The organism is Thalassotalea sediminis (assembly GCF_030295915.1).
In the GTDB taxonomy this organism is placed as follows: domain Bacteria; phylum Pseudomonadota; class Gammaproteobacteria; order Enterobacterales; family Alteromonadaceae; genus Thalassotalea_C; species Thalassotalea_C sediminis.
In genome coordinates, this window is sequence record NZ_AP027361.1 from 1244329 (window position 1) to 1263573 (window position 19245).

15 protein-coding genes are annotated in these 19245 nt (G+C 39.5%); 10 read left to right on the forward strand and 5 right to left on the reverse strand.

The window, feature by feature from the left end; all coding sequences use genetic code 11:
• Positions 1–4: 4 nt before the first annotated feature.
• The 3 genes from QUE09_RS05660 (at position 5) to fadD (ending at position 3319) form a co-directional block, all read left to right on the forward strand.
• A complete protein-coding gene (locus QUE09_RS05660) occupies positions 5–580 on the forward strand; it encodes a Slp family lipoprotein (RefSeq protein ID WP_286235232.1) in 576 nt (191 codons plus the stop codon).
• 26 nt (positions 581–606) lie between these two features.
• Positions 607–1455, forward strand: coding sequence for an alpha/beta fold hydrolase (locus QUE09_RS05665; protein WP_286235233.1), 849 nt, complete (start codon positions 607–609; stop codon positions 1453–1455).
• Between the two features lie 208 nt (positions 1456–1663).
• Entirely contained in the window at positions 1664–3319 is a 1656-nt protein-coding gene (fadD, locus tag QUE09_RS05670; RefSeq protein ID WP_286235234.1) for a long-chain-fatty-acid--CoA ligase FadD, read from the forward strand.
• Positions 3320–3388: 69 nt separating this feature from the next.
• Here fadD and QUE09_RS05675 read toward each other — a convergent pair whose 3' ends face one another.
• Positions 3389–4126 (reverse strand): YciK family oxidoreductase, encoded by a 738-nt coding sequence (locus QUE09_RS05675; protein ID WP_286235235.1) that lies wholly within the window; start codon positions 4124–4126, stop codon positions 3389–3391.
• 245 nt (positions 4127–4371) lie between these two features.
• Here QUE09_RS05675 and QUE09_RS05680 point away from each other — a divergent pair, with 245 nt between their 5' ends.
• From QUE09_RS05680 to QUE09_RS05690, 3 genes are all read left to right on the forward strand, one after another.
• Entirely contained in the window at positions 4372–6774 is a 2403-nt protein-coding gene (locus tag QUE09_RS05680) for a VolA/Pla-1 family phospholipase (RefSeq protein ID WP_286235236.1), read from the forward strand.
• A 217-nt stretch (positions 6775–6991) separates the two neighbouring features.
• A complete protein-coding gene (sohB, locus tag QUE09_RS05685) occupies positions 6992–8035 on the forward strand; it encodes a protease SohB (RefSeq protein WP_286235237.1) in 1044 nt (347 codons plus the stop codon).
• 26 nt (positions 8036–8061) lie between these two features.
• Complete coding sequence (locus QUE09_RS05690) at positions 8062–8748, forward strand: class I SAM-dependent methyltransferase (RefSeq protein WP_286235238.1); 687 nt, start codon at positions 8062–8064, stop codon at positions 8746–8748.
• Between the two features lie 77 nt (positions 8749–8825).
• Here the strand turns inward: QUE09_RS05690 and QUE09_RS05695 are convergent, their stop codons facing one another.
• On the reverse strand, positions 8826–10166 hold the full coding sequence (locus QUE09_RS05695) for a dicarboxylate/amino acid:cation symporter (RefSeq protein ID WP_286235239.1): 1341 nt from the start codon (positions 10164–10166) through the stop codon (positions 8826–8828).
• Positions 10167–10333: 167 nt separating this feature from the next.
• Here QUE09_RS05695 and QUE09_RS05700 point away from each other — a divergent pair, with 167 nt between their 5' ends.
• Complete coding sequence (locus tag QUE09_RS05700) at positions 10334–12568, forward strand: Ig-like domain-containing protein (protein WP_286235240.1); 2235 nt, start codon at positions 10334–10336, stop codon at positions 12566–12568.
• A gap of 77 nt (positions 12569–12645) precedes the next feature.
• On the opposite strand, the gene QUE09_RS05705 is transcribed toward QUE09_RS05700, so the two are convergent.
• Positions 12646–13749, reverse strand: coding sequence for an arginase family protein (locus tag QUE09_RS05705; RefSeq protein WP_286235241.1), 1104 nt, complete (start codon positions 13747–13749; stop codon positions 12646–12648).
• Between the two features lie 382 nt (positions 13750–14131).
• Here QUE09_RS05705 and topA point away from each other — a divergent pair, with 382 nt between their 5' ends.
• Entirely contained in the window at positions 14132–16777 is a 2646-nt protein-coding gene (gene topA / locus QUE09_RS05710; protein WP_286235242.1) for a type I DNA topoisomerase, read from the forward strand.
• Positions 16778–16845: 68 nt separating this feature from the next.
• On the opposite strand, the gene QUE09_RS05715 is transcribed toward topA, so the two are convergent.
• Both QUE09_RS05715 and QUE09_RS05720 read right to left on the reverse strand, forming a co-directional pair.
• Complete coding sequence (locus QUE09_RS05715) at positions 16846–17217, reverse strand: ribosome recycling factor family protein (RefSeq protein WP_286235243.1); 372 nt, start codon at positions 17215–17217, stop codon at positions 16846–16848.
• A gap of 85 nt (positions 17218–17302) precedes the next feature.
• Complete coding sequence (locus QUE09_RS05720; protein ID WP_286235244.1) at positions 17303–18052, reverse strand: SDR family oxidoreductase; 750 nt, start codon at positions 18050–18052, stop codon at positions 17303–17305.
• Positions 18053–18130: 78 nt separating this feature from the next.
• Between QUE09_RS05720 and QUE09_RS05725 the strand changes: the two genes are divergently transcribed.
• A complete protein-coding gene (locus tag QUE09_RS05725; RefSeq protein ID WP_286235245.1) occupies positions 18131–18850 on the forward strand; it encodes an AzlC family ABC transporter permease in 720 nt (239 codons plus the stop codon).
• Positions 18850–19167, forward strand: a complete 318-nt coding sequence (locus QUE09_RS05730) for an AzlD domain-containing protein (protein WP_286235246.1) — start codon at positions 18850–18852, stop codon at positions 19165–19167. The genes QUE09_RS05725 and QUE09_RS05730 overlap by 1 nt, the downstream gene beginning before the upstream one ends.
• Positions 19168–19245: the final 78 nt, after the last annotated feature.

Below are 19245 nucleotides of genomic sequence, written 5' to 3' on the forward strand. Positions count from 1 at the left end.
TTATATGTATACTCGAACTCTATTCATGAGCTTTTTTGCCTTAGTCATGAGCGGCTGTGTCCATGTTCCTGAAAAACTGACTGTTTCAGAGAACACTAATTTAACAAATTTTGAACAGGCAAAACGTGCTGATAGCAACCTGAAAGGGCAACAAGCTAGGTGGGGCGGGGTAATTGCTAAAGTAACAAATCAGTCGGAAAATACCATTATTGAAGTGGTGCATTTTGACTTGAAACCTTCTATGCGTCCTAAAGTTAAAGATGAAACGAAAGGGCGTTTTAAAGTCATTTACCCAGGCTTATTAGATCCCGTTATTTTCAAAGAAGGTCGCAGCATTACCGCTATCGGTCAAGTAGGTATTTTATCCTCGGGTAAAATAGGCGAACATGATTATCAGTATCCTACGTTAATGGCTGATTATGTGCATTTGTGGAAAGAAGTGAAGCAAGTTGATGTAAGAGTTGAGCATTACCCTCATTGGTATGCGCCTTCGTTATGGTATTACTCTAGACCTTATTATCACCGCCCAGTTTATCGACGAGTTAACGGACCTACTAAGCCTAAAGTTCAAAAAAAATAAGTTATCTTTTGTATTAAGGCTTTGATGTGCGCGAATTTTCAGCGACAAACTCGAATATAAGTTTTTCAGGTCTTGCCACAGGGCTTGTCAATAAAAAACCGGTATTGTGTTTACATGGTTGGTTAGACAATGCCGCGAGTTTTGTACCCCTTATGGCACATTTAACAGATCGTTATCTCGTTGCTATTGATTGGCCAGGCCATGGGCACTCTGCGCACCGTGGCCAAGATGCACATTATCACTTTATCGATTATGTCTATGATTTACTGTTATTGATTGAACACCAGGGCTGGCAAAGCGTCGATATTGTTGGCCATTCAATGGGAGGCATGGTCGCACAAGCCTTTGCAGCTTCTTTTCCTGAAAAAGTATCAAGCGTAACCTTAATTGATGCTATGGGCTTTATTACTGAAAGCGCTGAAAATACAACGCAACAATTACGTAAAGGTATGAAAAGCCGCTTACAGCTAAGCACAAAAAGTAAACCAGTACATTTATCAGTTGAATCAGCGATTAAAGCAAGAATGTCTGTTTCTGATTTAACTTATGAGTCTGCTAAACTTATTGTAGGACGTGGTATTGTTGCTCATGAAAATGGCTATACTTGGCGAGCAGATAGCCGATTAAGAAATACATCCCCTTATCGGCTAACGAAATCACAAGCACGGCAACTGGTGAGTGATATAGCAAGCCCTGTACAACTGATCTGTGGTGATCATGGCTTAGATATTGTTGACAAAGGTATAGCAACCTTTAAAGCATATTTTAAGCAATTGACGGTTCATCAAATTGCAGGTGGACATCATGTGCATATGGAGTTGCCTAAAAAAACAGCGGTGTTAATTGACGAATTTATTAAAAAGCCTGTTAAATAGTAGAAACTGTCATTAAAAAGTGAGATTTCACCGAAAAGTGATAGACATTAGACCAGTATTACAGTAAAACTTGCTGATTCAAACAAGTGTTTCAAAATAACGACTAGCCCAAATCTCTTGTAAAAATATAACTCAATTAAGAGATCAGTATAGAATAATTTAAATAACAGGCTAGAGTTAACATTGCGTGCAAGAGAGGAGATGCATAGTGCAAAAAGTATGGCTTGAAAAAAGTTATCCACCCGGAGTACCTCACGAAATTGATCCGGATAAATACAGCTCATTAGTGGAAATGTTTGATAAATATGTCGGCATTTATGCAAATCGTGCTGCCTTTATAAATATGGGGGCAGAAATTACCTATGCAGAATTGGAGCAACAAGCAAAGGCTTTTGCCGCATATTGTCAACAAGAATTAGGGCTCAAGAAAGGCGATCGATTTGCTATCATGGTACCTAACTGTTTGCAGTACCCAGTAGCATTATTTGGAGCTCTCCTTGCGGGATTAACAGTTGTAAATGTCAACCCATTGTATACAGCGCGTGAATTAGAGCATCAGTTAAATGACTCCGGCACGACCGCGATGCTCATTATAGAAAATTTTGCACATACCTTGGAAAAGGTTATCGATAATACGCCAATAAAACATGTTGTATTAACGTCTCTAGGTGATCGTTTAGGGATGGTTAAAGGGAAAATTGTTAATGCCGTCGTAAAACATGTTAAGAAGATGGTACCAGCGTTTTCATTAAAGAATACTATTCGTTTCAATACGGTTATTAGAAAAGGAAGTACACTGCCATTTACGCCTGTGTTATTAAAAGGTGATGATCTAGCGTTTTTACAATATACAGGTGGAACAACTGGAGTGTCTAAAGGTGCGATGTTAACGCACCGCAACATGGTTGCTAACCTTGAACAAGCTAAAGCCGTTATTAAGCCGCAACTTGAAGAGGGAAAAGAGTTAGTTGTAACTGCACTGCCGCTTTATCATATTTTTGCATTAACCGCGAATTGCTTAACGTTTATTACGCTAGGCGGTACAAACTTGTTGATTACAAATCCACGAGATATGCCTGGCTTTGTTAAAGAATTAGGTAAATATCAATTTACTGCCATTACTGGTGTGAATACTTTGTTTAATGGTTTATTAAACACTCCAGGTTTTGCTGATTTAGATTTTAGCTATTTGAAGGTCTCGTTAGGTGGGGGGATGGCTGTTCAGCGTCCGGTTGCTGAAAAATGGGAAACTGTGACAAAAACACGATTACTTGAAGGTTATGGTTTAACCGAGTGTGCGCCACTTGTTACGTTGAGTCCATACAATCAGGCTCATTATAATGGCAGTATAGGGTTACCTGCACCATCAACAGATATTCGTATAATAAAAGATGATGGTACAGAAGCTGGAATTGGCGAAGCAGGTGAGCTTTGCGTTAAAGGGCCGCAAGTGATGGCCGGTTACTATCATCGCAAAGAAGCGACTGAAGAAATATTAAATGACGGTTGGTTAGCAACCGGTGATATTGCTACCATGGATGATGCTGGTTATTTTAGAATTGTTGATCGAAAGAAAGACATGATTATCGTCTCTGGTTTTAATGTTTTCCCTAATGAAATAGAAGAAATTGCAGTATCACATGAGGGAATATTAGAGGCAGCCGCTGTTGGTATTCCACATGAAATAAGTGGAGAAGAAGTGAAGCTTTTTGTCGTGTTAAAAGATACCACTTTAACGACAGAAGACATAATTAAGCACTGCAAGAAAAACCTGACAAATTATAAAGTTCCTAAGCATATTGAAATTAGGGAAGAATTACCCAAGACAAATGTAGGTAAAATATTAAGAAGAGAGTTACGCTAGAAGGTGTTCAATCTTTAGCATAAAAACGCCGAGCTTAGCTCGGCATTTTTATGTGTATAGCAATAAAGGCTACTGTGCTTTTATGACTTGCCCTGTTGTGTTTTGGCTATCATCTGACATCAAATAGACATAAAGTGGCATGATGTCTTCTGGTGTCGCTAACGTTGACTGATCTTCTGCTGGGTATGCGGTTGCACGCATAGCTGTTGCTGTTGCGCCTGGGTTAATAGCGTTCACACGGAGGTTAGACTCGTCATATTCATCTGCAATGACTTGCATTAATCCTTCGGTGGCAAATTTTGATACACTATAAGCGCCCCAATAGGCTCGCCCCTTACTACCTACACCTGATGAGGTAAAAACTAATGACGCATTATCCGCTTTTAGCATGGTTGGAATTAATGCTTGGGATAACAAATGTTGCGCTGTGACATTAACCTTAATCGTATCGTCCCAAATCTGCTGGTGAATATGTGTGTACGGTGTTAACTCACCCAACATTGAAGCATTAAGAAGCGCACCATCTAGGTGACCAAATTGTTGGGCAATGGTGGAAGACATATCAATGTAATTCTGTTGTGTAGCACCTTTTAAATCTAATGGTACGATTGCAGGTTCTGCACCGCCATTTGCGATTATTTCATCATAAACCTGCTCAAGCTTTTGTACCGTTTTTCCTAATAAAATTACCGTCGCGCCTAATTTTGCGTAGGTAAGTGCTGCTTGACGACCAATACCGCTGCCAGCACCTGTTACTAAGATAACTTTTTTGGCTAAGCAATTGTCTTTCATCGTGTAGTTGAACATGGTGATTTAAAACTTAAAGAAAAATAAAACGGTATATTACTCACTGATTGGCTATATGACGAGAAAAAGTTAAGCGTTCGGTGATAGTTTTCACAAAATATCATTAATTTGTGAAAAAAGCGCTAGCGAAATGGCTGTTCTTAGGTTAAGTTTAACTGGTCTAACTTGTTAAATTTGACTAAGTCTTGATAATAAAAATAAGTCCTAATTACAATTATAAGAAGACTAGTCTATGGGGAGAAAAAATGAAAAAGCTAGTTTTGAGTCTCGCAATTGCAAGCACCCTTGGCTTGGTAGCCTGTGATAGCGAAACTGTCAAAGATGTTAAAAAAGAGGTAGCAAATGAGGCTCCTGTAGTTGTTACACCCGCGCGAATTGTATTTGATCCAGCGTCAGGCATAGAAGGCCTCTCAGTACCGAATGACCTGATTTTTTCAGGCTCTCAAGACGGAACACTTGAAATTCCAGTAGCAGATCCAACAAATGGTGCAGATCCTTTTGTAGCGGCTAGCGCACTCGATGGCTGGTCGACAGTAAATCCATTTGTGATTAATATCGATGTACCTGACGGTCGTATGCTAGATGGTGATAGCGTCTTTAATCCAAATTCAGTTCGTGTATTTGAAACGATTATGGGCGGAGACACGTCAGATGCAGATTGTGCCACAGTTACGCGAGGCCTCGCTTGCAAGGTTGTTAAAGAATTAACGTATTTAGAAGATTTTGTTACGCAAAAATCGGGCAATGCAGTTGCTTTCGTTCCACTTAAGCCACTAAAAGGCAAAACTACTTATGTCTTTGCGTTAACGAATAGTTTGCAAGATAGTGATGGTAATGCCATTGCAGGTTCAACAACGTATGAACTTGCTCGACAAGATATCAATGAAAAACCACTTGGCAGTGAATCACAACTCGTACTTCAAGGTGTCATCAATAGTTACGAAAAAGCGGTGGTTGCTGCTGGTGTACCAAGTGAAGACATTATTTATACGATGGCGATGACAACGCAATCGACAACTGATGTTATGAATACCTTAAAAAGCTTAATGGCGAATAACCTGCAGCAAGGCAACTATCCATCGGTAACAATGAGCGATACCGGTATGTCTGTTGCTGATGTTCTGGCAGCGCAGTTACCGCCATCAGCGGTACCTTTATATTCAGCAGCAAATTATTTGAAAGGTAGTATTACTTTACCATATTATTCAGGAATACCTTCGGCTGAAAACCCTACAGCGCCCGTCAACACTTGGTGGACAGCATTATGTGATTCTGCAGCAATGTTAGCAGGCCTTGCTGCACAAAACCCTGCAGCTATTCCAGCAGAAGCGGTGAGTCCTACTGATGAGCAATGTATGGCAATATCTCAAGCGAGTGGTTTGCCTGCGCCAGGTTTACGTGACTTGGGCATTGATACTGAACGTAACTTAACGAAATATAATCCAGTACCAAAAGTGAATGCGATGTTGCCACTTGAAGTACAGATGACAACGCCAGATTTGGCTTGGGCTAACCCTGTTCGTGCAAGCATGGGGCTACCTGCACTATCTGAGCCAGCAGAAGGTTGGCCGGTTGTCATTCTTCAACATGGCATTACAACGAAAAAAGAAGTAATGCTAAATCTAACGGGCATTTTGGCTATTAATGGTATCGCAACGGTCGCCATTGACTACCCGTTACATGGTACACGAGGTTTTGATGTTGATGGCGTGCCAGGCGACGACATTAATGCGACTGAAATAAGTGCATTACACTACATGAACTTAGGTAGCATGTTAACGATGCGAGATAACACCCGTCAAAGTGCAATAGATTTACTGGGCTTACGTATGGGGTTAAACTTCTTTAATGGCGTTGATAGTGATGGCAACAACATCAATATTAATACCAATGAAGTGCACTTTTTAGGGCACTCATTAGGTGCTATTTATGGAATGAATGCGGTAACATTAGCAAATACACCACTTGCGCCAACGTTTGATCCACTACTTAAAATTACGACAAACATCTTAGCGATGCCAGGATTAATGTTACCTAACTTTGGTATTGAATCTCCGGCCTTTGAAAGCTTAGCCAAGTCGAATTTAGCACTTAGTTCTTCTGATGAATTTGCTGCTTTCATCGCGCAGTCTTATCCAACAGGTTATACTCAAGAACAGTTGTCTGGTGCGTATGAGCTTTTCTATGATAGCTTAGAGCCAAGCCAACAAGCGTCACTTGATGCGGTATTTGCACAATTTACTTTAATTGCTCAAACAGTAAATGATTCAGGTGACCCGGTAAATTATGTTCAACAGTTAGCCGCAACGGCTACACCAACGTTGTTATTTGAAATTGTTGGTGATGGTATGGACAATTTGCCAGATCAAGTAGTAACCAATACTTCACCATTTACGCCGTTGGGAGGTACTGAACCTGCTATTGCCTTATTGGGGTTACCTAATGTAAATGACTCTGCACAAGGTTCTGGGGCTGTTAGATTTAAATATGGTCATCATGGTTCATTACTTGATCCTAGAGCTAATGAAGCATCCCCTGATGCAGAAAAAAGCGCACGTGTAATGACTGAAATGCAAAAACAATTAGTAAGCTTTATCTTGAGTAAAGGTCAAGCTATTGTTGTTAACGATGCAGACGTAATAAAATAGCGTCAATACACTTTACAATTTTTATCAAAAGCCTCAACGTATATCGTTGGGGCTTTTTTTATGAAAATTAACCCCCATTTATACCAAATAGAATAAAAATATATTCAGTAGCCGAGTGAACGTTGAATATTCAAGAAGTCTTATCTCTATGAATAGGCTAGTGTTTTATTATTACTGAATAGTACTTGTTATCCGAATGACTAAAAGGGAGTATCCTTTGGAATTTTTATACGAATATGGTTTGTTTCTCGCTAAAACAATTACCTTTGTGCTAGCTTTCGCAGGAATTGTTGCCATTATTGCAGCATCAGCAATGAAGCAAGCACAGAAAAAGGGAGAGCTTGAAGTTTCTGATATCTCTGAACAACTGAAAGATATTGAAGAAGAAGTAACTCACCATTTATTGAGTAAAGAAGCGCTTAAAGAAAAAGAAAAACAAGATAAGAAAGCTGAGAAATTAAAAGCCAAAGAAGATAAAAAAGCTGCTGATGAGGGCACAAATAAGTCTGAACCAAAGTTATTTGTTATTGATTTTAAAGGTAGCATAGACGCTAAAGAGGTTTCTGCATTAAGAGAAGAAATTACCGCAATTTTGATGGTAGCGACAGCGCAAGATGAAGTACTCGTAAAGCTTGAAAGTAGTGGTGGTATGGCTCACTGTTATGGCCTAGCAGCATCGCAATTGGAGCGTATTAAGCAAGCAAATATCCCACTCACTATTTCAGTCGATAAAGTCGCTGCTAGTGGCGGTTATATGATGGCTTGCGTAGCAGATAAAATTGTAAGTGCGCCTTTTGCTATCGTGGGCTCGATAGGGGTTATTGCTCAAATCCCTAACTTTAATAAAGTATTGAAGAAAAATGATGTTGAATTTGAACAGCTTACTGCTGGTGAATTTAAACGTACATTAACGATGTTTGGCGAAAATACAGATAAGGGGCGAGAGAAATTTAAAGAAGAGCTAGAGGAAATGCACGACCTTTTTAAAGCACATATTAAAGAACATCGCCCAGAATTAGATGTTGAAAGTGTAGCAACGGGAGAAACTTGGTTAGGTAAGAAAGCAATCGCATTAAACCTCGTTGACAGTTTAATGACGAGTGATGACTACATTTGCCAAGCCAATAAAGAAAAGAAAGTTATCGGGATAAAATATGCCGTTAAAAAAGGGTTAGCTGACAAACTTTCGAAAGCAGCATCAATGTCGATTGATAACGTTATGAGTAAGTTATGGCAACATAATCGTATTTTTCCTAGTTGAGATGTTTAAACAGGCGACGTTAATACATGGACGCAAATTTTTGGCATAAATGTTGGCAGCGAAACACTATAGGGTTTCATCAAGTTGAGTTTCATCCTTGGCTTGAACAGCTTATATTGCCTGAATTATTAACAAGTAATGACACTGCGAATGCGATTGATAGCGATGACGCTTGTAAACGTGTATTTGTGCCATTATCAGGTAAATCAGATGATATGTTATGGTTTGCTAACTATGGTGAAGTCGTTGGTGCTGAGTTAAGTCGTATTGCTTGCCGTGATTTTTTTAAAGAACAAGGGCTTGATATTCAAGCTCAAGTACATGATGAGTTTAATGTATATCAACATGAAAACATTAGCTTGTGGCAAGGGGACTTTTTTAATTTAACGTGTGAAGATGTCGGCGACTTTCATTGGATATATGATAGGGCAGCTCTTGTTGCATTACCTGAGGAAATGCAACAACGCTATGTCAAGCATTTACAGACGTTTATAAAGCCTATAACTAAACTGTTTTTATTAACGGTAGAGTTTCCTGCCAATGAAATGTCTGGTCCACCTTTTTCTATAAATGAAACTGCCGTTAAGGCGTTATTTAACAATTATAATGTTAACTGTTTGGCCGTAAAGGCGATACCTGATAAACGCTTCGCTCAACGTGTATTTAACGTTAGTCAGTTCGTTGAAAAGCTTTACGTAATTACCCATCATTAATGCAAAAAGTGCAAAAAGGGGTCAGGTACATTAAAGTTTTACCTTTAATGTACCTGACCCCTTTTTTGATTATGTTGTCAATCTTTTAAATGATGAAAGTCAATTTCTTCTATTTTCTGGCCTGCTTTTTCATTGTTGAAAATGTCTTGATCTAACTGTCCTTCCGATTTCGCTACAATTGTCGTTACCATGCAATCACCGGTAACATTTACAGCTGTTCGGGTCATGTCGAGTAAACGGTCAACACCAATAATTAACGCTATACCTTCAACGGGCAGACCTACTTGATCTAGCACCATAGCAAGCATGATTAAACCAACACCAGGTACGCCAGCAGTACCAACTGAAGCTAATGTGGCTGTTAAAATAACAGTTAAGAAATCGGTAACTGTTAAGTCGACATTGAATACCTGTGCAATGAATACTGTCGCAACACCTTGCATAATTGCAGTACCATCCATATTGATTGTTGCACCTAATGGCACAGTAAAGGATGAAATTGCATTATTTGCGCCAATTTTCTTGGTTGCAGTTTCCATGGTAACTGGAATTGTTGCATTGCTACTTGAAGTAGAAAATGCAAATAACATTGCATCTCGCATCTTCTTTAAAAATGTTAAAGGGTTTAAGCCCGCTAATGCTTTTAATAAGACTGAGTAGGTGACAGTGCCATGCAATATTAGTACGAAAAATACAACGAAGAAATATTTGATAATATTCCCGAACACACTAAAGTCCATGGTGGCAAAGAGTTTAGCAAGCAAACAAAAGACCCCGTATGGCGCTAAGTTCATTAATATTGTTACCAATCGCATTATCACAACGTTTAAGTCTTCAAACATTTTTGCAATGCGGTTACCTGACTCGCCTGAAAGTGCAATCGCGATACCAAAAAGTAGTGCGAAGATAATGACTTGCAGCATATTTCCTTGTGCAAAAGCTGCAAAAGGATTAGTTGGAAACATCTGTATAAACACTTGCGCTAAGCTTGGTGCCTCTTTCGCTTCAAATGAAGTACTCGTTGTCATATTTACACCTTCACCTGGTGAAACAACCAAAGCGATAAACATGGCAATACTGATGGCAATAGCGGTTGTGAGTAGATATAAACTAACGGCTTTGCCGCCAATTCTACCTAATTTTGTTGTATCTTGTAACGAACACGTTCCACAGATCAGTGAAACAAACACTAGTGGAACAACGAGCATTTTTAAACTGGCGATGAATATTTGTCCACCAACTTCAAATACACCATCCACTAAAAAGCTCTTAAGTGATAATTCAAATAAAGCGAGGTTTAAGACGAAATCGCCCGACTTGCCCATAAGTGATTGTAATACAAGGCCTGATAGTATGCCTAGCACCATACCAATAACGATTCTTGCCGTTAATCCAAAAGGTTTTTTAGTTGTTGTCATAATTCTTTTTTGGGTGAGGAGTGAATTTTTCCGTAAAGAGTACCAGTTAATGAGGTGTTTAAAAACCTAGTGTTTGGGGTTTTTTAAATAAGTTAGTGACCTTTTTCTTTTTTTTCGGTTAATATTAAACTGTTATCTAATTAAAACAACATCAGGGAGATGCTTGTATGGCACTAATGAGAACCGTCTTTTATATCATTTGTTGCATGGCTCTAATCGGCTGTGGTGGAGGAGATGGCGGACTTAGTCAAGACGGTCCATCCGATCCATCTACACCTGATCCCATTACTATCTCGTTGAGTTTATCTGACACAAATGTATCAGATGCAGCGCCAATTACGGTTACCGCTACAGTTAAGCAAGGCAATAGTCCTCTCGCTAATCGACTTGTTTCCTTTGAAGTAAATGATTCAGAGTTAGCGTATTTGTCACCTGAAAATGGGGCAAGTTCTACAAATAGTGAAGGTGTTGCAACTGTCATGCTAATGGCGGGGACTAAAGCTGGCGGCGGCGATGTTATTGCCACAATTTCGTCAGGGGAAGAATCTAATTCAGTTGGTTTTAATAGCGCCGGTGACGGTACCAATGTAGCAAACCCTAAAGTATCAGCTATTACGCTTTTTGCCAGTAACCAACAGATAGCATCAAGTGGTGCCGATGAGGTTGAACTAACGGCGATTGTTAAAGATAAAGACAATAATTTGCTTGCCAATACAAATGTCTCTTTTAGTGCTAGTTCAGGTGGTGTTGTAGTAACGCAAGGCAACACAGGCCTCGATGGTAGAGCAATTGCAAAATTAACGACAGCGGGTGAACCACAAAATCGATTGATTTCATTGGTAGCTCAAGTTGAAGACATTACAGATAGTATTAATATTCAAGTCGTAGGTACGAGTATAAACTTAACCGGTTCTAGCTCGCTTGCAATTAATGACACCTCAACCTATATCGTTAATGTATTAGATTCAGACGGTAATGGTATTGCAGAAACAAATGTTACTTTATCGTTACTGAATGAATCAACAGAAACACCAGCAGGGCAAGTAGCAAATATAACGCTGCCAGTATCAGTAATGACAGATACTACAGGGAAAGCGACGATCGATGTTACTGGAACAACAGGTGGCACAAATACGATTGTTGCCAATGCATTAGGCGCAATTACTGAACTCGACGTAGCTGTACAAGCAGATTCATTTATCTTTACTGGGTTTAATAACAAAGTAAATGGTAATGTGAACCCTTCTATTAGCCCTGAATTGCCTGATGTATTACTATCGAAAACAGTAGATGTGACGCTAACATGGTTACGTTCTGGTCAGCCAGTGGCTGATAATACACCGGTTAACTTTACGACAACACGCGGTAATTTAGCCAGTGCAAGCGGCGTAACAAGTAACGGTAAGGTGACTGCATCAATCACATCGACTAACGCGGGTAAAGCATTGGTTACCTTTACAGGTTCTGATGGCAATATTGTATTAAACAACCAAATAGAATTTGAATTTATTGCAGAAGATGCTGATAGAATTATTGCACAAGCTTCACCAAACTCTATTGCACCAAACGGTGATACTTCAACGATATCTGTTGTCGTAAGAGATCCGAATGGTAATTTAGTTAAAAATAAAGTGGTAGATTTTAACTTATCAGATACTAATGGTGGCAGTATCTTTCCAGCGAGCGCTACGACAGACCGAAATGGCGCAGCATCCACGGTCTATACCTCAAATACAGTATCGGCTGAGAACGAGGTTATAATAACGGCAACGGTCAAAGACACGCCTAGTGTTTCAGACGTTGTCAATTTAACCGTCGCAGATAGAGAGCTTTTTATCTCGATTGGTACCGGTAATGAAGTAGAAGAAATTGAAACAGATACCTATAAGAAAACTTATTCAGTGTTTGTTACCGATGTAGACTCTACGCCAGTAGAAAATGCTGAGTTAACGGTTTCAGCAATACCTCGATACTTTTATAAAGGTATGTGGGTGCATGTGCTCGATGAAAACGGTGAATTTTTATATTGGGGCGCTCAACATTCAATTCGTTGTGACAATGAAGATGTTAACCGTAATGGTATTTTAGATCCTGGCGAAGACGTTAACGGTGACGGCATGTTAACGCCTGGTAATATTGTAGCGGCTGATGGCAACATAACGACTGATGATACCGGTAGGGCAGTAATAGACATTGTGTACCCACAAAGTGATTCAAGATGGGTAGACATTCAGTTAAAAGTGTCAACAAAAGTAACAGGCACCGAAAACTTATCGCAATCAACCTTTACACTACCTGTGTCAGCCGAAGACGTGAACAGTGAGTTTATTAACCCTCCGGTTGAAAATACAATGTTAAGAAGCCCTTATGGCTTATTGGCTGATTGTACTTCAATAGATTAAGTTATCTGTTGATATAGATAAAAAAAGCCGCTTATGCGGCTTTTTTTTATAAAACAAATATAAACAAAGTACGTTGGCTATTTTGCCATGGCAGCGATTAGCATAGCTGATAGGTCTGCTCCATGCTTTAACGTTGTTTTCGCACTTTCAATACCTTGCCCCGTACTATCTGTAAATGGCGCTATTTCCATCATATCAGCTCCGGTAATCGGGTATTGAGCGGCTAATGCCTTTAAAATCGTCATGGCTTGGTCAGGTGATAATCCATCTGCTTCAGGTGTACCTGTTGCTGCTGCAAACTTTTGATCGAGTGCGTCAATATCAAAGCTGACATAAAGTTCATCTATATTTTCGTCTTTTAAATGCGATAAAATATCGCTTATAACGCTGTCTACACCACGTTCAATGATTTCGTTAGCCCAGTGCTGTTTTACACCAAAGGTTGACTCCCAGTGCGACTTTGGCTTACCACTTGAACGAATACCTAACTGAATTAGATGGCTTGCGTCATGTAAATCATTAAGGATATGAGTACACCAAGAACCAAAGCATAAGTCGATGCCGAGTCTTTCTACCAGTAAATCAGTATGGGCGTCAAAGTGAATAATCGCTGCACGTTTTCCTTGCTTTTTCTTCGCTTGTAAATAGGCTTTTGTCAGTGGATAGCTGTTGGAATGATCGCCGCCAATACCAAAAATACCTTTATCAGGGTATAACGCATAAAAATCATGCAATACATCTTCAGTAATGGTCAAAGGGCTAACGGCTAGTGGGCTGTCTTCGTCATTGTACAACGCTTTACGACAATTACTTATCGTCCCTTCATTTAAGTACTTATCGTGCAGTAGATGAGGAATTACACGTACATCACCTAAATCGAAACTTTCTGACTCGGGGTGATGTTCTAACAATGCTGAGCGCACAAACAGAGGCCCCCAGTTAGCGCCTCGTAAAATGCCACCACCACAATCTGAAGCAATTCCAAGTATAACGGCCTTACTGCTGTCATTTAAAGACGTTAAACTATCTTGCCAATGTTTATCGATATTTTCAGTCGTACCAAAGAGCTTTTGATGTAGTTGTTCTTTTCTTTCTTTAGCGGTATTTACGGTAAATACGCCATTGCCAGGAGGGCATAAACTTTGTTGTATCTTTTGTAAAAATGCTACTTGCGTTGTCATAAAGGATCTCTAAATTTTGTCGCGAAAATGTTCGCGAGTGAGGGTTGTTTAATGTCTATTTAGTTATTGTAGTTATAAATTAGTAAAAAAATTAGCCGGTAAACTCTTATCATTCAGTGAAAACTCTACTATGATTACGCCAATTTTCTCGCGGCGACAGTATAAAGCATTCATCGCGATAGGTTAATCTAAAAAAATTATTGCTTGTAAGCTTGCTTATTTACAGATATATCTAATAGTAATCTGTAAATTTATTAAATCTTATTTCAAAATTAGCGCTGTAATTGGTTAAAAATCGCTCGCAAACCAATCAGTTAAATACGCCAAGCTAGCGCAACGATATCTGACGCGTTACGTCAGCACATGTAGGATCATATTGACTATGTCGAAATCTCTGGTAATTGTCGAATCACCGGCTAAAGCCAAGACAATTAACAAATACCTTGGAAAAAATTTCGTAGTAAAATCTAGTGTTGGTCACATTCGTGACTTACCAACAGGAAGTACTGGGAAGAAAGCTGCCACTAAATCTCCGGCTGAAGTGAGAAAAATGTCGCCTGAACAAAAGGCAAAATATAAGGCGAAACGTGATCGTCAGGCATTAGTTAATCGAATGGGGATAGACCCTGATAAAGATTGGCAGGCAGATTATCAAATATTGCCAGGTAAGGAAAAAGTAGTAAGTGAATTACAAAAATTAGCGGCTAATGCTGACACTGTCTATCTCGCAACCGATTTGGATCGCGAGGGAGAGGCGATAGCGTGGCACTTGAAAGAAATTATTGGTGGTGAAGACAGTAAGTTTAAACGTGTTGTGTTTAATGAAATTACTGAAAATGCGATACAGCAAGCCTTTTCTGCGCCAAGTGTATTAAGTATGCCGGGTGTAAATGCGCAACAAGCGCGTCGATTTTTAGATCGCGTTGTTGGCTTTATGGTAAGTCCTTTGCTGTGGAAAAAGGTTGCGAGAGGGTTATCTGCTGGGCGTGTTCAATCAGTTGCTGTAAAACTCGTCGTTGAAAAAGAACGTGAAATTAAGGCATTTAACCCCCAAGAATATTGGGAGATCAATGCTCATACAAAGACTAAACAGCAGGAAGACCTCGTTTTAGATGTTACGCATCAAAATGGTAAAACATTTAATGCAAGTAATGAAAAACAGGCAATGCAAGCTGTTTCGGTACTAGAGAAGGCGCAATATCAGGTTAGTAAGCGTGAAGATAAACCGTCGAAGAGTTCACCTTCTGCGCCGTTTATTACATCAACACTTCAGCAATCAGCGAGTACGCGTTTAGGTTTTGGTGTTAAACGCACCATGAGTTTAGCCCAGCGTTTATACGAGGCAGGACACATCACTTATATGCGTACTGACTCAACTAACTTAAGTAAAGATGCTGTTGAAATGTGTCGTGCGTATGTAAGTAAAACCTATGGTGACAATTACTTACCAGACACACCAAGAACCTATGGTAGTAAAGCAAATGCACAAGAAGCGCATGAGGCGATTCGTCCTTCAAACGTAAAGTTAGAAGCAGCCTTGCTTGAAGGTGTTGATGCTGATTGCAAAAAGCTATACGAGCTGATTTGGCGTCAGTTTGTTGCCTGCCAAATGACAGCGGCACGTTATACGGTAAGTACGTTAACAATCTCTGCAAGTGACTTTGATTTAAAAGCGAAAGGCAGAGTTATGCAGTTCGACGGATGGACCAAAGTGCACCCGCAACTGTCTAAAGGTGATAAAGACAAGCATTTGCCTGATTTAGCTGTTGGTGACAATTTAACTTTAGTACATGTTGATCCTAGTCAGCACTTTACTAAGCCACCTGCTAGGTATGGTGAAGCTTCTTTAGTAAAAGAATTGGAAAAACGCTCTATTGGCCGTCCATCCACGTATGCATCAATTATTTCAACGATACAGGATCGTGGTTATGTACGATTAGAGAAAAAGCGTTTTTATGCTGAAAAAATGGGTGAAATAGTAACGGACAGTTTATCAGCAAGCTTTAATAATCTCATGAGTTATAACTTTACTGCTGAGATGGAAAAAGAGTTAGATGAAATTGCTGAAGGTAAGTTACCGTGGAAAGAAGTGTTAAATCAGTTCTACAAAAACTTTACCGAACAGCTTTCTCTTGCTGACAAGCCAGCTGATGAAGGTGGCATGAGAGCAAATGAGCCAGTTTTAACTGATATTGATTGTCCTACTTGTGGTCGAAAAATGGGTATACGTACTGCATCTACAGGCGTTTTCTTAGGGTGTTCAGGTTATGCATTGCCACCGAAAGAGCGTTGCACTACTACCATGAATTTGACACCAGGCGAAGAAGCAGTGAGTGTCTTATCAGAAGATCAAGAAACCGAAGCCTTACGTGCAATGCATCGTTGCCCTAAGTGTGACACAGCGATGGATAGCTATTTAATTGATGAAAAACGTAAATTGCATGTGTGTGGTAATAACCCTGTGTGTGATGGCGTAGAGCTTGAGCAAGGCACATTTAAAATAAAAGGCTATGATGGTCCAGTATTGGAGTGTGACCGCTGTCAATCTGATATGGAGCTCAAGAATGGACGTTTTGGTAAGTACTTTGATTGCACTAATAGTGAATGTAAGAATACACGTAAGTTATTAGCAAATGGTGAAGCCGCGCCACCGAAAGAAGATCCTGTTCAATTGCCTGAACTGCCATGCGAAAAATCTGAAGCACATTTTGTTTTACGTGATGGCGCCGCGGGGATATTTTTAGCAGCAAGTACCTTTCCAAAATCGCGAGAAACACGCGCACCAAAAGTTGCAGAGTTAAAGCGTTTTAGAGATCGAATATCACCGAAGTTTTATTACTTAGCTGATGCACCAGAAAAAGATCCAGATGGAAACTTGGCGGTCGTTCGTTATAGCCGTAAAAATAAATCACAGTACGTAATGACTGAGGTTGAAGGTAAAGCGACTGGGTGGACGGCAACATATCAGGACGGTAAGTGGCATGAAACCTTAGCGAAGAAAAAAGCGACGAAGAAAAAGAAGAAGTAACCTGAATAAGGTTGCGTTTAAGTATGATAAAAAAAGCACGTTAAAAGTGCTTTTTTTATCTATGAAATTTAATCTTCAAGCCATTCAAGTTCATCAATAACTTTTCTTGCTTCCAACACTGTGCAATCGGTTTTCGCGATTAATTCGTTCACCGTTATGCCACCATTTTTTTTAGCAATTGATAGCAATATTTCATGACTGAGTTTATCTGTTTCTAGTTTTAACTTTTTGGCTAACCATTGCCAAGAGTCCTCTCCTGAGCCCTCAATAAATTGCACTACCTCGTTTAATTGTTCAGCAGTACCTGTTATTTGCCAGTTTCTAGAACGACCGACTCTGTTCAATTGACAGCCAATTGCTCTAATTTCAGCCTTTAAAGCATATGCGCGCAAAGCACGCCTTAAAAAGGATGGGAGCATAATTGTTGTTGTATGTGTCATATTAACAATAAGAAAAACAGTGACTCAAAATAATATTCTAATGAGTAACGATAGTTAAAACAATCGAAGACACTGTATTTTAATGTTACTTACCGCCGGCTAAATCAAGATGACTACCTGTGCAATATGAAGCTTCTTCGGAAAGCAACCAACAAATCGCGTTTGCTACTTCGTCAACATGTCCACCTCGCTTCATTGGCAAATTGGGGGCTAACCTGTCAACGCGATCTGGCTCTCCGCCTTGGGCATGTATATCGGTATATATTAAACCTGGCCTCACACCATTTACGCGTATACCTTTATCTGCAACCTCAAGTGATAAGCCGACAGTTAAAGAGTCCACAGCCCCCTTACTGGCTGCATAATCTATATATTCATTTGGCGCTCCTAAACGTGAAGCTGCTGATGACACATTTACGATAGCTCCACCATTACCGCCATTTACGGTCGACATGCGCTTAACAGCTTCTCTACAGCATAAAAAATAGCTCGTAACATTGGATGTGAGTACTTTATTTATACGTTCTGCAGACATTGCTTCTATCGTTGATTGTTTAAAAAGGATCCCTGCATTATTGACAACTTTAGTTAGCGTGCCATCTAATTGATCAATGAAATTAAATAGGTTGATTACTTCACGCTCTATCGATACGTCAGCTTTTACTGCAATTGCTTCGCCTCCAGCTTCCTCGATGGTCGCTACAACATTATCTGCCGCTTTTTTATTTGAAAGATAGTTGACGATGACAACAACGTCTTTAGTTGCTAGCCTTTTAGCTGTTGCTGCACCAATGCCTCTGCTAGCACCCGTAATTAAACAAATGGTTTTAGTCATATTGTTAGTAGTTATTAAATAAGGTAAATACTGTATCATATCAATGGGCTAGAACAGTAGGTGATGGAAATAAATTAGATGAGAAACGTAAAAAGCATTTATATCGCTAAGGGACTGGTGGATATGATGCCATTGAATTTAGCGGTATTACCTTGGGGAATATTATGTGGCTCTCTCTCTATACAGCGAGATTTTACCGCTCTTGAAGCATTATTAATGCCTTTGCTTGTTTTTGCAGGCGCTGTTCAGCTAGTGGCCATTGAATTAATCGCGGGTAATGCATCATTAGCGACGATTTTATTGACGACCTTTATCATTAGCTCTCGGCATTTTCTATATGGATTGACACTCAGAGAAAGGATGAAAAATTTACCTAAAAAGTGGAGATTTCCCTTGGGTTTTTTGCTTACCGACGAGTTATTTGCATTCTCTGGCCATCGCCGATCATATCAAAATAAAAATAGATTATATTACGCCTTATCCGCTGGCGGTAGCTTTTATGTAACGTGGTTTATATGGAATTTAATGGGGGTTTTAGCGGGGGCATTGTTACCAGATTTAACTCAGTTGGGCTTAGATTTTGCGATTGCAGTGACGTTTATTGCACTTGTTATTCCCGGGATTAAAAATCTAGCAATATTAATTACCGTCATTGTTTCAGGCGTTTTGGCTACTATTTTTCATCTTTGGCAATGGCAAATGGCACTTATTTTTGCATCGTTGGGAGGCATGGCTGCCGGATATCTAGTATTTCAATGGCAGCACGGTAGTAAGTCAGTAAATAAAGGAACTCGTTAATGACTTTGTTAACCATTTTATTGATGGCGTTAATCACTTTTTTAACGCGTTATCTATTTATACACCCAAGTTTACCATTAAAATTATCACCCAAAGTTACACTGTTTTTAAGTTTCAGTGCGCCAGCTGTGTTAACGGCAATTTGGGTGCCAATTCTACTGATCAGAGATGAACAGTTAGCCATTTCGATACATAACCCATACCTTATTTCGGGTATTGTTGGTGTTGCATGTGCTTACCGATTTAAAAGTATTTATTTTACCCTTGCAATTAGTTGCTGTGTATTTCTACTGATGAAGTTTGTGTTCAATGCTTGAGGGGCAATCTGATTTTAAATTATGGTGAGCCCATTAATGATAAGCAAATGCCAATATAAAACAGTATTTTGAATACGC